Annotated in this window: 8 protein-coding genes and 7 pseudogenes; 8 read left to right on the top strand and 7 right to left on the bottom strand. The window is 67.7% G+C overall.

What is annotated here, in order from left to right; genetic code table 11:
• The first annotated feature begins 1 nt into the window (after position 1).
• The 5 genes and pseudogenes from narJ (at position 2) to moeB (ending at position 6106) form a co-directional block, all read left to right on the top strand.
• Positions 2–763 (top strand): annotated as a pseudogene (gene narJ, locus BKH32_RS07805) (nitrate reductase molybdenum cofactor assembly chaperone).
• Position 764: 1 nt separating this feature from the next.
• Positions 765–1553: a respiratory nitrate reductase subunit gamma gene (gene narI / locus BKH32_RS07800; RefSeq protein ID WP_075249413.1), complete on the top strand. Its 789-nt coding sequence runs from the start codon at positions 765–767 to the stop codon at positions 1551–1553.
• Positions 1554–1587: 34 nt separating this feature from the next.
• Complete coding sequence (gene modA, locus BKH32_RS07795) at positions 1588–2550, top strand: molybdate ABC transporter substrate-binding protein (RefSeq protein ID WP_075249412.1); 963 nt, start codon at positions 1588–1590, stop codon at positions 2548–2550.
• A 42-nt stretch (positions 2551–2592) separates the two neighbouring features.
• Positions 2593–4743 (top strand): ABC transporter permease, encoded by a 2151-nt coding sequence (locus tag BKH32_RS07790; protein WP_075249411.1) that lies wholly within the window; start codon positions 2593–2595, stop codon positions 4741–4743.
• Between the two features lie 55 nt (positions 4744–4798).
• A complete protein-coding gene (gene moeB / locus BKH32_RS07785; protein WP_075249410.1) occupies positions 4799–6106 on the top strand; it encodes a molybdopterin-synthase adenylyltransferase MoeB in 1308 nt (435 codons plus the stop codon).
• Between the two features lie 463 nt (positions 6107–6569).
• On the opposite strand, the pseudogene BKH32_RS14750 reads toward moeB, so the two are convergent.
• The 5 genes and pseudogenes from BKH32_RS14750 to BKH32_RS14440 all read right to left on the bottom strand — a co-directional run.
• Positions 6570–7286, bottom strand: a pseudogene (locus BKH32_RS14750) (transposase); the annotation flags it as partial.
• A 9-nt stretch (positions 7287–7295) separates the two neighbouring features.
• Positions 7296–7409 (bottom strand): annotated as a pseudogene (locus tag BKH32_RS14745) (hypothetical protein); the annotation flags it as partial.
• An 80-nt stretch (positions 7410–7489) separates the two neighbouring features.
• Positions 7490–7870: pseudogene (locus BKH32_RS14740) on the bottom strand (transposase); the annotation flags it as partial.
• 125 nt (positions 7871–7995) lie between these two features.
• Positions 7996–8592: pseudogene (locus tag BKH32_RS14735) on the bottom strand (IS1380 family transposase); the annotation flags it as partial.
• A gap of 369 nt (positions 8593–8961) precedes the next feature.
• On the bottom strand, positions 8962–9093 hold the full coding sequence (locus tag BKH32_RS14440; protein WP_256691343.1) for a hypothetical protein: 132 nt from the start codon (positions 9091–9093) through the stop codon (positions 8962–8964).
• Positions 9094–9270: 177 nt separating this feature from the next.
• On the opposite strand from BKH32_RS14440, the gene BKH32_RS07760 reads away from it, so the two are divergent.
• From BKH32_RS07760 to BKH32_RS07750, 3 genes are read left to right on the top strand one after another with little or no spacing between them, the layout of a single operon-like run.
• Positions 9271–10161: a DMT family transporter gene (locus BKH32_RS07760; protein WP_075249407.1), complete on the top strand. Its 891-nt coding sequence runs from the start codon at positions 9271–9273 to the stop codon at positions 10159–10161.
• Between the two features lie 10 nt (positions 10162–10171).
• A complete protein-coding gene (locus BKH32_RS07755) occupies positions 10172–10573 on the top strand; it encodes an NUDIX hydrolase (protein WP_075249406.1) in 402 nt (133 codons plus the stop codon).
• Entirely contained in the window at positions 10567–11679 is a 1113-nt protein-coding gene (locus BKH32_RS07750; RefSeq protein WP_075249405.1) for an HAD hydrolase family protein, read from the top strand. The genes BKH32_RS07755 and BKH32_RS07750 overlap by 7 nt, the downstream gene beginning before the upstream one ends.
• Positions 11680–12052: 373 nt before the next feature.
• On the opposite strand, the pseudogene BKH32_RS07745 reads toward BKH32_RS07750, so the two are convergent.
• Positions 12053–12536 (bottom strand): annotated as a pseudogene (locus BKH32_RS07745) (iron chelate uptake ABC transporter family permease subunit); the annotation flags it as partial.
• Between the two features lie 57 nt (positions 12537–12593).
• Positions 12594–12980: pseudogene (locus BKH32_RS07740) on the bottom strand (zinc transporter); the annotation flags it as partial.

Here is a 12980-nt window from a genome sequence, read left to right as displayed (position 1 = left end):
GATGGTCTCCTTCGTCCGCGCCCCCCGGGTTCTTCAAGAGCCCGCCGAGGTGCACCTGACGCCCTCCCAGCGAGCCACCGTGCACATGGCGGCCTCGCTGCTGCTGGACTACCCGGCCGAGGGCGCTCTGGAGATGCGCCTGAACGCCGTCGAGGCCGAGCTGGCCACGCTGCCGGCGGAGGTGGCCGTCCTCCTGGAGGAGTTCATCGCTCAGGCGCGGCGCCGCGGCGAGCGGGCCATGGCCGAGCACTACGTGGAGGTCTTCGATCGACGTCGGCGCTGCTGCCTGTACCTGACGTACTACACGGTGGGCGACACCCGGCACCGGGGCGCCGCGCTGCTGGCCTTCAAGCAGGCGCTGGCGGCGGCCGGCTACGAGATGGCCGCTGACGAGCTGCCCGACTACCTGCCGGTGGTCCTCGAGCTGTCCGCGCGCAGCGGCGACGAGGTGGCCGGCACGCTCCTGTCCTCCCACCCGAGGGCATCGAGGTGCTGCGCAGCGCCCTGGCCGACGCCGCCTCCCCCTACGCGGGGCTGGTGGAGGCCGTCTCGATGACCCTTCCGCAGATCGACGAGGCCACCGCCGAGCGCGTGCGCGCCCTCGTGGCGGCCGGACCGCCCACCGAGACCGTCGGTGTCACCGACACCCTGCCCTTCCCGACCATTCCCGTGCGCAACCCGAGCCTGTCCGGTGCACCCGCCGTGCCGGGCTTGGCACCAGTCGCCGATCCTTCCCCCTTCACGAGCAGCCAGGAGAGCATGACATGAGCCCGATTCAGCAGAACCTCATGTGGGTGGCCCTGCCCTACGCCAGCCTGGTGCTGCTGGTGGCAGGCATGATCTGGCGGTGGCGCACCGACCAGTTCGGCTGGACCTCCCGCTCCTCGCAGTGGAACGAGTCCCGCATCCTGCGCCTGGCCTCCCCCCTGTTCCACCTGGGCTTCCTCATGGTGATGGGTGGTCACGTCGTCGGGCTCCTGGTGCCCAAGGACGTCACCGAGATGCTGGGCATCTCCCAGCACATGTACCACCTGGGCGCCACCTACCTGGGATCCTTCGCGGCCATCCTGACGATCGTGGGCCTGGCCGGGCTCATCTACCGACGCATCGTCGTCAAGAGCGTGCGCCTGGCCACCACCCGCAACGACCTGGTCATGTACTGCTTCCTCATCGTCCCGGTCCTGCTGGGAACGGCGGCCACTGTCCTCAACCAGCTCGCCGACGCCCACGGCTACGACTACCGCGAGACGATCAGCCCCTGGCTGCGCTCGGTGCTGGTCCTCCAGCCGCGCCCCGAGCTCATGGCCGACGTGCCGCTCTCCTTCAAGCTCCACGTCATCGCCGGCTTCCTGCTCCTGGCGATCTGGCCCTTCACCCGCCTGGTCCACGTGGTCTCCGCGCCCGTGGGCTACGTGACCCGCCCCTACGTGGTCTACCGTTCGCGCGAGGGCGCCACCTCCACCGCTCAGACCTCCCGCGGCTGGACCCCGGTGCGGACCCAGGGCACCGGCAACCAGGGGGCCAACGACGTCACTCCCTCCCAGGGTGCCTGAACCGGCCGCCCGAGCCGTCATGAAAGGACACGCAGTGGGCATCTCCCGCCGCGCGGCCATCGCCGCCGTCAGCCTGCTCTCCGCCGTCTGTCTGGCCGCCTGCGGCGGCTCCGCCTCCAACAGCTCCACTGGCGCCGCCTCCTCGAGCGCCTCGGGCGGCGCGGGGAAGGCCACCGGCAAGGTCACGGTCCTGGCCGCGGCCTCCCTCCAGAAGGCCTTCGAGGAGATCGAGAAGACCGTGGAGAAGGACAACCCCGGCCTGGACGTCACCTTCGACTTCCAGGGCTCCCAGGACCTGGTGGCCTCCCTGGCGGGCGGCAACAGCGCCGACGTCCTGGCCACGGCCAACAACTCCACGATGAAGACCGCTGCCGACCAGAAGCTGGTCGGCAGCCAGACCGAGTTCGCCACCAACGTCCTGACCCTCATCGTCCCCAAGGGCAACCCCAAGAGGATCACTGGGCTGGACTCGTCGCTGGACGGTGCCGACCTGGTCATCTGCGCCCCCGAGGTGCCCTGCGGCGAGGCCACCAAGAAGCTCGCCGAAGCCCGGGGAATCACCCTCAACCCGGTCTCTGAGGAGCAGAAGGTGACCGATGTGCGCGGCAAGGTCGAGTCCGGTGAGGCCGACGCCGGCATCGTCTACACCACTGACGCCGCGGCCGCCAAGGACAAGGCGGACAAGATCGACATCCCCGACGGCGGCGTCGTCAACCACTACCCGATCGCCCAGACGGCCGAGCCCGAGAACCCTGCGGGCGCCCAGGCCTTCATCGACGCCGTCACCGGCAAGGCCGGCCAGGAGATCCTGGCCAAGCACGGCTTCGGCAAGCCCGGTGGCACCGCTGCCGGGGCGAGTGCTGGGGCGAGCTCCAGCACCGGGGGCACCGCCGCAGCCAGCACCGGGGCCAGCACCGCCCCGTCCCAGGCCACGACCGATGAGGGATCCTCCGCACCGGAGGCGAACAAGCCCACCGCGCAAACCACTGCTCCGTGACGGCTCGCTGGTCTGACTCGCTGGCCTGGTACACATGAGTCTGTGAACCAGATGTCCCCCGCTGCGCGCTCCGAGCAGCAGCCGGTACGGCGGCCCGTCCGCGCCCTCCTGGGGCGTGGGCGGGCCTCTCGCTCCCCCCTGCCGGTGCTCGTCACTGTCCTGGCGATCCTGGGGGGCTGCGCGATCGTCCTGCCCCTGGTGGGTATGGGGACGCGCGTGTCCTGGGGGCAGCTGCCCCAGCTGCTGGCGACGCCGTCGGCGCAGGCCGCCCTGTGGCTCTCGATCCGCACCTGCCTGACCTCCACGGTCATCTGCGTGGTGCTGGGAGTGCCGCTGGCGCTGCTGCTGGCCCGCAGCTGGCCGGGGGTGAGGATCGCGCGGATCCTCACGGTGCTGCCGATGACGATGCCGCCGGTGGTGGCCGGTATCGCGCTGTTGTCCACGTTGGGGAACCGCGGCCTGCTGGGGACGCACCTGAAGGAGTGGGGGGTGCCCATCGCCTTCTCCACCACCGCGGTGGTCATCGCCCAGGTGTTCGTCTCCATGCCTTTCCTGGTGGTCACCCTGGAGGCGGCGCTGCGCAGCCGCGACAAGCGGGCGGAAGTCACCGCCCGGAGCCTCGGGGCCGGCCCGTGGAGGGTTCTGGCGCAGGTGACGCTGCCGCTGGCGACACCGGCTCTGGCTCGGGGCACGGCCCTGGCCCTGGGCCGGAGCCTGGGCGAGTTCGGGGCGACCATCGCCTTCGCGGGCTCCAAGGAGGGCGTCACCCGCACGATGCCGTTGGCCATCTACCTGGAGCGGGAGAAGGACACGGCCACCTCCTTGGCCCTGGCCGCCGTGCTCATCGGCCTGTCCTTCCTCATCGTCGGAGCGACCACCGTGGACTGGTCCCGTCTGGCCGCCCCATTGCGCCGTGCCCCCGAGAATAGGGCCGATGAGGCTTCCCTGCCCATGCCGTCCGCTGAGTCCTCCCCCTCAGCTGAGTCCGACGGCGCCATCACGGCCCCCATGGACACCCGCCCCGCCGCACCGGCCGGGGACTCCAGGCGCGGCCAGGCCCTGCAGGTCGCCTTCGACCTGGGGGCGCGCGACGTCGTCGTCGACCTGGAGGTGGAGGCTGGGCGCACGGTGGCGCTCATCGGCCCAAACGGCTCGGGCAAGTCGACGGTCTGCTCCGTGGTGGCTGGGCTGCTGGACGCCGAGGACGGCCGGGTGGTGCTCGGCGGACGAGTCCTGGACGGCCCCGGGGGTTTCGTGCGCGCCGGGCGCCGTCAGGTGGCGCTGCTCAGCCAGGACCCGGGGGTCTTCACCCATATGTCGGTGCTGGGCAACGTGGTCTTCGCACTGCGCTGCCAGGGGGTGGGCCGAGCGGAGGCGACGCGTCGGGCCCGAGCCGAGCTGGCCGCCGTCGGGGCCGATCATCTGGCCTCCCGCCCGGGAAGCGCGCTCTCGGGAGGGCAGGCGGCCCGGGTGGCGCTGGCCCGGGCGCTGGCGACGGGGCCCCGCCTGCTGGTCCTGGATGAGCCGATGGCCGCCCTGGACATCACCGCCCGTCAGGAGATGCGCCGCCTGGTGGCGCGTCGATGCGCCGAGAAGGGGCTGACGCTGCTGCTGGTGACTCATGATGTCCTGGACCTGACGGCACTGGCCGAGGACGTCGTCGTCCTGGACCGGGGCCGGGTGGTGGAGCAGGGGCCGACGGCGAGGGTCCTGTCCGCGCCACGTTCAGACTTCGTCGCCCACCTGACGGGGACAGCGGTGCTCACCGGGGTCATCGACGGTGACGCCGAGGCTCCGGGGCTGCGGCTGCCGTCGGGGCAGGTCGTTCACGGACGTCCCCAGGAGGAGCCGGCCGACGCTGGGACCGGTGCACAGAGCGGCCAGGGTAGCCGGGAGGATCAGGGTGAGGTCTTCCAGCGGGGAGTCCCCGGTGTCGCTCTGGTGCCGCCCGACGCCGTCGCCCTCTACCGGCAGGCTCCACACGGCAGTCCCCGCAACGTCCTGACCGGCCGGGTGACGGGTCTGGAGCGCTCCGGGGCGCTGGTGAGTGTGCGCCTGGAGCTGGAGGAGGGGCAGCGGCTGTCGGCGGCGGTCACCGCGGGAGCCGTGGCCGAGCTCGGCATTACCGAGGGCCGGGAGGTCTGCTGCGTCATCAAGGCGGTGCAGGTGCGTATCCTGGCCCGCCGAGGTTGAGGGCCGCGGCACTGAGGCGTTGGAAGAAGAACCGGGCGAGGATGAGGGAGGCATAGTGAGCACTGTTGAGGGAAGCGATCGCGTTGGCGTCTGCGGATCGGTGATCGCCGAGGAGCGTCTGCGGCCGCTGAGCCGCGATGAGCTGGAGCGCTACCACCGCAATGCCCTCGTGCCGCAGGTGGGGCTTGCGGGGCAGCAGCGCATTCGCGCGTCCCGGATCCTGCTCATCGGTGCCGGCGGGCTCGGGGCACCGGCGGCCCTGTACCTGGCGGCCGCCGGGGTGGGGACGATCGGGATCATTGATGACGACGACGTCGATGTCTCCAACCTGCAGCGACAGGTCATCCATGCCACGGCGGCCGTGGGGCGCCCCAAGGTGGACTCGGCGGCCGAGACGATCAGGGCACTCAACCCCGATGTTGAGGTCGTTGCCCACCGGACTCGGTTAACGGCGGACAATGCCCGAGACCTGCTGGGCGGCTGGGACGTGGTCATCGACGGCACGGACAACTTCCCCACGCGGTACCTGGTCAATGACGCCGCCGTCATGCTGGGGATGCCGCTGGTGCACGGGGCGGTGCTGGGGTTCAACGGGCAGGTGGGGGTTTTCGACGCGTGCCGGGGCCCGTGCTACCGATGCCTGCACCCCACTCCGCCGCCCGCAGGATCGGTGCCCTCCTGTGCGGAGGCCGGGGTACTGGGGGTGCTGCCCGGGATCATCGGGACGATGCAGGCAGCCGAGGCGCTCAAGCTGGTGATCGGCGGCGGACAACCGCTACTGGGGAGACTGGCGATGCTCGACGCCTGGGGGGCGCGCCTGTGGGAGATTCCGGTGGCGAAGAACCCGGCCTGCCCGGTGTGCGGGGAGAACCCGACTATCACGACGCTGGTCACGGAGACTGATGCCTGCGTAATCCCCCGGGATCCTGGCGCCGAGGCGCAGCCTCAGGAACTCGGCTCCGGGGGTGAGTCCCGCCGGCAGGCCGGGCTTTCCGAGCCTGGTCCCGCCGCGTCCTCCCGGACTCAGGAAGGTGGTGAGGCCCTGGAGCCTGAGGCGGAAGTGGGCACTGTCTCTGCGGCCGAGCTGAGGAGGCTCCTGGAGAGCACCGAGCCGCCGGCGCTTCTGGATGTGCGTGAGGATGTTGAGGTGGCGCTCGAGCCGATGGAAGGCTCTCTGCACATTCCATTGCGTGAGGTCGTGGCACGGATGGACGAGCTGGATGGGGATCGCCCGACCGTGGTCGTGTGCGCCGCTGGGGTGCGCTCGGCCCGCGCGATCGAGGCGCTGAAGGCTGCGGGCTACACCGGCCGGCTCCTCAACCTTGAGGGCGGCATGAGGGCCTGGGTGTCTGGCCGGCCTTGACCGCGACATCAGAGGGCCTTGGTGTCACGAATGGCGACTTTTGGGGTGTTCATCTGCTGCCGTGCTCGAGCCTGTACTGCTCTGACCAGCACATATGCGCGATAACTCGATGGTCATTGGCTAGGGGTGCTCTTAAAAGTCGCCCACAGTGACACCACTCGGCGAGCTCGACGGTCTAAGGCGCGACTGTGTGGGGTGGGTCTCTTAGTGTGGTGGCAATTCCTGCGGGGCTTCCCTGGCCGGTGTAGCTGCCTGAGAACACAGAGAGGCATCGTGGGACCCGGATTCTCGACCAAGATTCACCAGGAGTGCTCCCACGATGCCCAGTGACCAGTCTGCCGTGTCCGTCCTGATTCAGGAAGTCCTGTCCGACCCGGACCTGGCGCATGATGACGTCTTCCGTCGTCTGCTTCAGGCCGGCCTGCAGGACCTGAGGGCCTGTCCAGTTTTCTGTGTAAGCGTTTTACAGGTAGGGGTTGATTCGGTCGGGGTAGGCGGTGGTGAGCTGGGCCAGGGCCTTGTTCCAGTCGGTGGTGATCTGTCCTTCGACGAGCTTGCCCTTGGCCCTGCGCTTGGATGCTGGCAGTCCTTTCTCCTTGTCGCGTTCTCGGGCTCGTTTGTCCTCGATGTCGCAGATCGCCAGCTTTCGGCAGCTTGACCACCGCCTCATCGGAGGGGAAGTGGCCGCGGTTCATCGGTGATCCTTGCGCAGCTGGTAGCTCGCAGTCTCGATCGTGTTGGTGGAGGGGGTACCTCCCACGAAGTGGGGGAGAGATGACGCGCCTGAGCATCGGCGGGAAGTCCAGGAACGGGATGAACCGCTCCCAGGCCCGCTCCCAGGTCGCCACCGTCTGGGGATACTTGACCCCCATATCGGACTCAGAGAAGTCGGTCAGAGCCTGCCAGGCGGCCTCCTGGTTCGGGGCGGTGTAAACGGTCTTGAGAGCGGCCGCGACCTTCCGGCGGTCCCCGTAGGACACGAACCGCATCGAGGCTCGGATCAGGTGGACCACGCAGGTCTGGACCGTGGCCTGGGGCCAGGTCGCCTCGATCGCCTCGGGAAGGCCGGTGAGCCCGTCGCATTCCCCCGCGCGCTTCGCTCCCGTGCGGGAGGTGCCCCCTCTACGTTCAGCACGTCGCTCACGCCTCTGTTGGCCAGCTCGGCGCACACATGTGCCCAGAAGGAGGCTCCCTCCTCGGCCTGGACCCAGATACTTAAGCCACGTGCTTGATACCGTCCATGCCCCGCCCCGACCGCGATATGGGCCGAGCGGGAGGCGACCCGGTGATTGACGCGGACCATCGGCCCGGATCGCGCCTGTGGTAGATCACCGGGTAGAACTCCTCCAGCGGGCGGCGCTGCCACTCCAGGACAGCATCGGCTACCGCGTCGGTGATCCTCGAAATGGTCCCCGCGGACAGCTCCACGCTGAGCGTGGAGGCCAGGTGGTGCTGAATGTCGCGCACCGTCATTCCACCGGCGTACAGGCTGATGATCATCGCATCGAGCCCGTCCAGGCGGCGCTGACCTTTGCGCACCAGGCGCGGGGTGAAGGTCCCGGCCCGGTCCCGGGGCACCTCGATCTCGAAGAGCCCCACCTCAGAGTCCACCGTCTTGGACGTGGTCCCGTTCCTGGCGTTGCCGCGTGCCTGGGAGGTCGGCTCGCCCTTGTCGTAGCCCAGGTGCTCGGTCAGCTCAGCGGCCAGGCCCCTCTCCAGGGCCTCCTTGACCAGGGCTGGAAGCAGGCCATCAGCCCCGGTCATGCTCACCTGGCCGGCATCAATCTGCTCGAACAAGCCATCCAGAGCCCCAGCCGAGCGCAGCCGGTCGACCACATCCCGCCCACCAGCAGGAGCCCTGTTGTCATCATCAGTAGCAGTCATCAGTGTCAGTCCTTCCACAAGGGCTTACACAAACCATTGAACAGGCTCGCACCTCGAGATCGGCGAGCTGACCCACCCTCGTGCTGGTGGCGAAGGCGGTCAGCCGGTAGCCGCCCACGTCCTCGAAGCGCAGCTGGGCGCCCTGGTGGGGCCGCTCTCGGCGCACGGTTGACCCGCATCCCCTTGGGCCAAGCGGTCAGGTCCACCAGGTCGGCGGGTCTCAGCGACGTCCGCACCCTGCCTGGGCTGTCCGTCAGCGTTGTAGGCCGGGGCCCAGGCAGTCTCGGGGATGGTGCCCGTGGATCTGCGGCGTGTGCTCGGGAAGCGTGAACCCCACGCTGTAGGACACCCGGGCGGCGGGCCAGGAGCTCAATGGTCTCCTTCGTGCCTCCGGCCCCGTCGATGCGCACCAGCACCTTTCTACCGGGTCTGGGGCCGAGCCCGGCCTGGTCCAGTGCCCGGCGGATGATCTCGACGTGGTCGGCGGCAGTGTTCGAGCCCGCGTTTCCAGGACGCAGCACGAGCGCCGCGCACTCACCCCCACCATCGGGGCCGTGGTCGAACCACGCGGTCAGCGGGTGGTAGCCAAACCCCTTCTTGAAGGTCGGGGCCGCACCCTCATTTGTCTGAGTGGACGCCCACCAGGGTGGCGTCGACGTCGATCACCAACGGACGCTCAGCACTGATTCCAGCCGTTGGTGAGTGCTCGCCGGCCAGGTCCCACACCCGCTGTCTCACTGTCCTGCGGGCCCAGCCTCGGCGGCCTCGACAGCCTCGACGTGGTCGGCCAGGGCCCCCACAAGTCGCGAGACCGTCGGGTCAGAGGCAACAGGCCCGAAGACCTCCTTGCCGCACCGCAGCAGCGAAAGGTCAGACAGGCACCGACCTCCCAGGACCACGCACACCGCCAGATCCAAAATGATCTTGCCCGGATCGTGCACCGCCCACGACCGCCGCCACGCAGACAGGACCTACGAGAGCTCGTCGCCCAGGCCCGTGACCCTGCTCGTCTCGTTCAGCAGCCTCGCCCCGGCCAGCCCCACCGCAGGAACATCCCCGGACTCCACACCCACAACCGGATACAACCCGCTATTCTTCACCACGAAGGTGTCCTTCCCCTGGAGTTCTCGGATCTCAGCAACCCGCATTATTCCAGGCGAAGCGACACCTTCACCCCACTTTCACCACCTCAACGATGAAATCTCGAGGCTGGGGTGCAAGGATGATTCCTGGGTCGATGCTACTGAAGCCTTCTGCCGTGATCTGGAGGGACTGATCAGATGTCGGGAATGCTAGATAACCGATACGTCCGGGGTGCGGTGGTGGTGCTCGGCGGGGTCCTGGTCATGTCTTTTGATGCAGCCCTCATCCGCGCTGTAGACCAGCCGGCCGGGGTGTTGTCGTTGTGGCGCGGTGTGCTGATATGCGCTGCCATGGTGCTGGCGGCAGTGGTCTGCCACGTTGCTGGGGTAAAGCAACGCTGGGACAACGAGTGGGCTGCCTGGGGTAACGGGCTGATGTTCGGGATAGCATCAGTGGCATTCGTGTATTCCATCGAGAGCACTTCCGCCGCTAACACGCTCTTTATCATGGCGACCATGCCGGTATGGTCAGCAATTCTGGGACGAGTATTTCTCCGGGCCAGTATCGACCGGCCGACGGTCCTGGCGATCCTGGCGTCGCTGGCCGGTATGATGATCATCTTCGCTTCACAGCTGTCCAGCGCCGCAGGCCGGGGGGAACTGCTGGCCCTGCTGGCTGCCGTGTCGATGAGCGGCGGCTTCGTGTGCTCCTCCAAACGCCGCTCCAGCCCCTTCCTCACCACAGCGGTCGGTGGGGCGCTGTGCGCACTCACCGCCGCCGCCCTTCTGCACGGGGTCAAGGTTCCTGACGAGTCCTCCTCATGGCTGCCTCTGGTAGCCGAGGGCTTCGTGGTCATGCCGGTCGGTCTGGTCTGCTTATCCGTTGGGCCGAAGCTCCTGCCCGTGCACCATGTGGCAATCTTCGTGTTGGCGGAGACAGTGCTGGGCCCGGTGTGGGTGTGGCTGTTCTTCCGTGAGAATCCCGGGGCGGCTTCGCTCGTGGGTGGGTCGGTGGTCATTGGGGCGATCGTCGGCCTCAACATGCACTACATTCGCCGCTCAAGAAGGGAGGGAGCGGGTGCAATTTGATAGGCGTGACATGAGAGAGAGTCCGTCAGTTGTCAAGTGCGCTGCGGTCGTTCTCCGCGGAGACAGCGTGCTGCTTGTCCGCAAGCGTGGTACGACTACCCTCATTTCTCCTGGAGGCAAACTGGAGAGAGGGGAGTCGCATGTCGCCTGCCTCGGCCGCGAGCTTGATGAGGAGCTCGGGGTCTCGTTGGTGTCGGCCACTTACTTCGGTACTTATGATGATGTCTCCATCTTCGACCGGAGCCGGATGATCACCCTATTCGTCTACATGTGCGATATTGTGGGCGACCCGGTCCCTCGCTCTGAGATCGAGGCCGTAGAGTGGGTCCCCGTGACCTGCTCGCCAGGTGATGGGTCAACCTTTCAGAGCAGGGTTATTCCTGATATTGCAAAGATGCGTGGCCAATGCTGAGCAGCCCGGTGGGCGTGGTGACAGACCTGGACGGGACCGTCGTCTTCGGCGGAGTCGCCGATCCCCGGCTGGCCCCCTTTCTCAGGCGGGCCGCGGGACGTGAGGACATATCGGTCATCGTGGCGACCTCGCGTGCACCCCGAGGAATGGCCGAGGTACTAGGAGACGCCGTGACCTGCCTGGAAGGCTCGGTCTGCCTCAACGGGGCTCTCTTGCGCCTAGGAGACAAGGAGAGGCGCTATCCCATGAGGGCGGATCACGTCCGCGCCGTCGTGGACGCCGCCTTCCGCGCGGGCATGCCCCTCTACGTGGACCGGGGCCACTCTTTCACTGCACTGGCGGGGCATGACCCTGTCGCAGAGCCGCGGTCAGGGGAGGCGTCTGCAGCGGTCTCAGATTTCGCTGCGTCTCCAGGAACAACGGCGGAGAAGGAGACCCAGCGAAGGGGCAACCAAGATTCCGAAACGGAACCGGGCCTCTGGGACGGCCTGGAGCACATGCGGGACTACCCGGATGGTACGTGGTGCACCGACCCGACGCAGGTACCGACTGAGGATGTGCTCAAGGTGACGGTCGTCAGCAAAAGGTGCCGGGGCCGTGCGGGGCAGGACATCGTCAGGCAGAGCATTACTGATCCGCTACAAGGAGCGGCTGGTCCGGGTACGAGGGCTGCCGACGCGCAGGAGACGGGCGGCCCGGAGCACGCGGGCACTCTCCAGGACTTGCTGGGTCTACGCCTTGACGGCGTCGTCGCATACCCGCACGAGGACGGCGTTGTCGACGTCTGCGCGGCAGGGGTGGACAAAAGCGTCTGCATGAGGCTGCCGACCGGCGAGGAGAAGCCGGCTGTCTCGAGAGGGGCGGGTACCACAGGAAGGACTGCCGCCATGAGACAGGTACTGAGCCTTCGCCACCGGCCCGTCTCCACGTGGGTCGCGGTAGGCAACGACGCCAACGACGTGACGATGATCCGCGCGGCAGACATCGGTGTCATCGTCGGGGACGGTCTAAAAGAGGTCAGAGCGAGGAGGCAGACGGTCCGCGTCCCCTCACGCCCCGGCGCGGTGGTCTCCATTCTGGAGCAGCTGCTTGAGCTGCACCGCTAACGTCGCCAACCTGTATGTGGAGTGCCTGGCGTTTCTCAGACTTGGGGAGATTTTCTTCCCATGAGTAGATATGGGAGGAGACCATGCCAGCAGCAAAGTACTCATAGGAACTGCTGGACACAGATCGAGCGAGAAGCGGCCTGTGGAGGACCACCACAGCGGAGGTGACCGAGTCCTACGATCTTGTGGCCCAAAGACGTGGGCAGTTGGGTCGCAAGGTACAGGAAGGAGCACGCCACCGACCAGGACCGCCAGAAGGACTCAGAGTCGGCTTAAGAGTCACGAAACTCAAGGAGGAGCTATGAGATGCGTGAGGAGATGCGAGTTCTTAAAAGAGCAGCAGCCTGGCTCCGGCGGTCGCCCGACGGCGGCCTCAGCCAGTCCTCCCGGCGCGCTCGGATGAGAATATGAGCAGCCAGACAAGGTAGATCCCGCCCACCGCAGCACTGACCAGACCCACTGGGATCTGACCGTTGCGCCAGGAAATCAGCCCCGCCCAGCAGCAGCGCTCCCATGGACGCCGAAGCGATCATCGTGATCCCAGCCGACCGGCTCAACCGGCGCACCAGCTGTGGTGCGGCCAGGGCGATGAAGCCAATCGGTCCAGCCGTTGCCACACAGATCGCCGCCAGCACGACGCCGTAGCCGAGCAGCGCGCCACGCACCCTGCCGACCCGCAGTCCCAGGTTGGTTGCGGCATCGTCGCCCATCTCCAGCAGGCCCGCAGGCCGCACGAGCCACACGACCTGGATCAGCAGCACCACAGCGGCCAGAGCCAGGGGCCTGACCTGCCCCCAGGAAATCGCGTTGAAGGAACCGTACTGCCAGGCCTTGGCCGTCTCGGCGCTAAAGAGACTCACCCCAGGGCGAGCTGGTGGTCTACTCTCCGGTTGTGTGTGCTGGGGGTGTGGGGGTTAGTGGCCTTGGGCTTCTTCGGCGTCGTCGGTGAGGTAGGTGACGATGCGGACCAGGTCGTAGGGGGTGGAGGTCTCGGTGGTGGTGATGGTGCCCTCAATGGGCCGCCACTGGTTCTCGCCTTGGGGGCGGTATCTGGTGGTCCAGGTCGTGGTCAAAGAGGTGGTCACGCCGGTGGCGGTGTGCTGGTAGCGGTGGGTCACCGTCTGGTTGGGGTAGGGGGCTCCGGGGTCGGTGGTGGTTGTGGTGGTGCCGTCTCCCCAGCTCCAGGTGTAGGACACGGGGGTGAACTCCACCTCGATCGCAGTGCCCAGGATGGTGGTGGTCTGGTAGCGCACGGCGGGGTTGGTGTAGACGATGAAGGCCATGGAGATCACGACCTTCGG

Source organism: Actinomyces oris (assembly GCF_001929375.1).
GTDB classification, from domain to species: domain Bacteria; phylum Actinomycetota; class Actinomycetes; order Actinomycetales; family Actinomycetaceae; genus Actinomyces; species Actinomyces oris_B.
This window is presented reverse-complemented; position numbering and strand designations above follow the sequence as displayed.

Excerpts from the sequence above, each read along its gene's own strand:
- narI (WP_075249413.1), top strand. The coding sequence starts at position 765 with ATGAGCCCGATTCAGCAGAACCTCATGTGGGTGGCCCTGCCCTACGCC.
- BKH32_RS07750 (WP_075249405.1), top strand. The coding sequence starts at position 10,567 with ATGCTGAGCAGCCCGGTGGGCGTGGTGACAGACCTGGACGGGACCGTC.
- BKH32_RS07755 (WP_075249406.1), top strand. The coding sequence starts at position 10,172 with ATGAGAGAGAGTCCGTCAGTTGTCAAGTGCGCTGCGGTCGTTCTCCGC.
- BKH32_RS07760 (WP_075249407.1), top strand. The coding sequence starts at position 9,271 with ATGTCGGGAATGCTAGATAACCGATACGTCCGGGGTGCGGTGGTGGTG.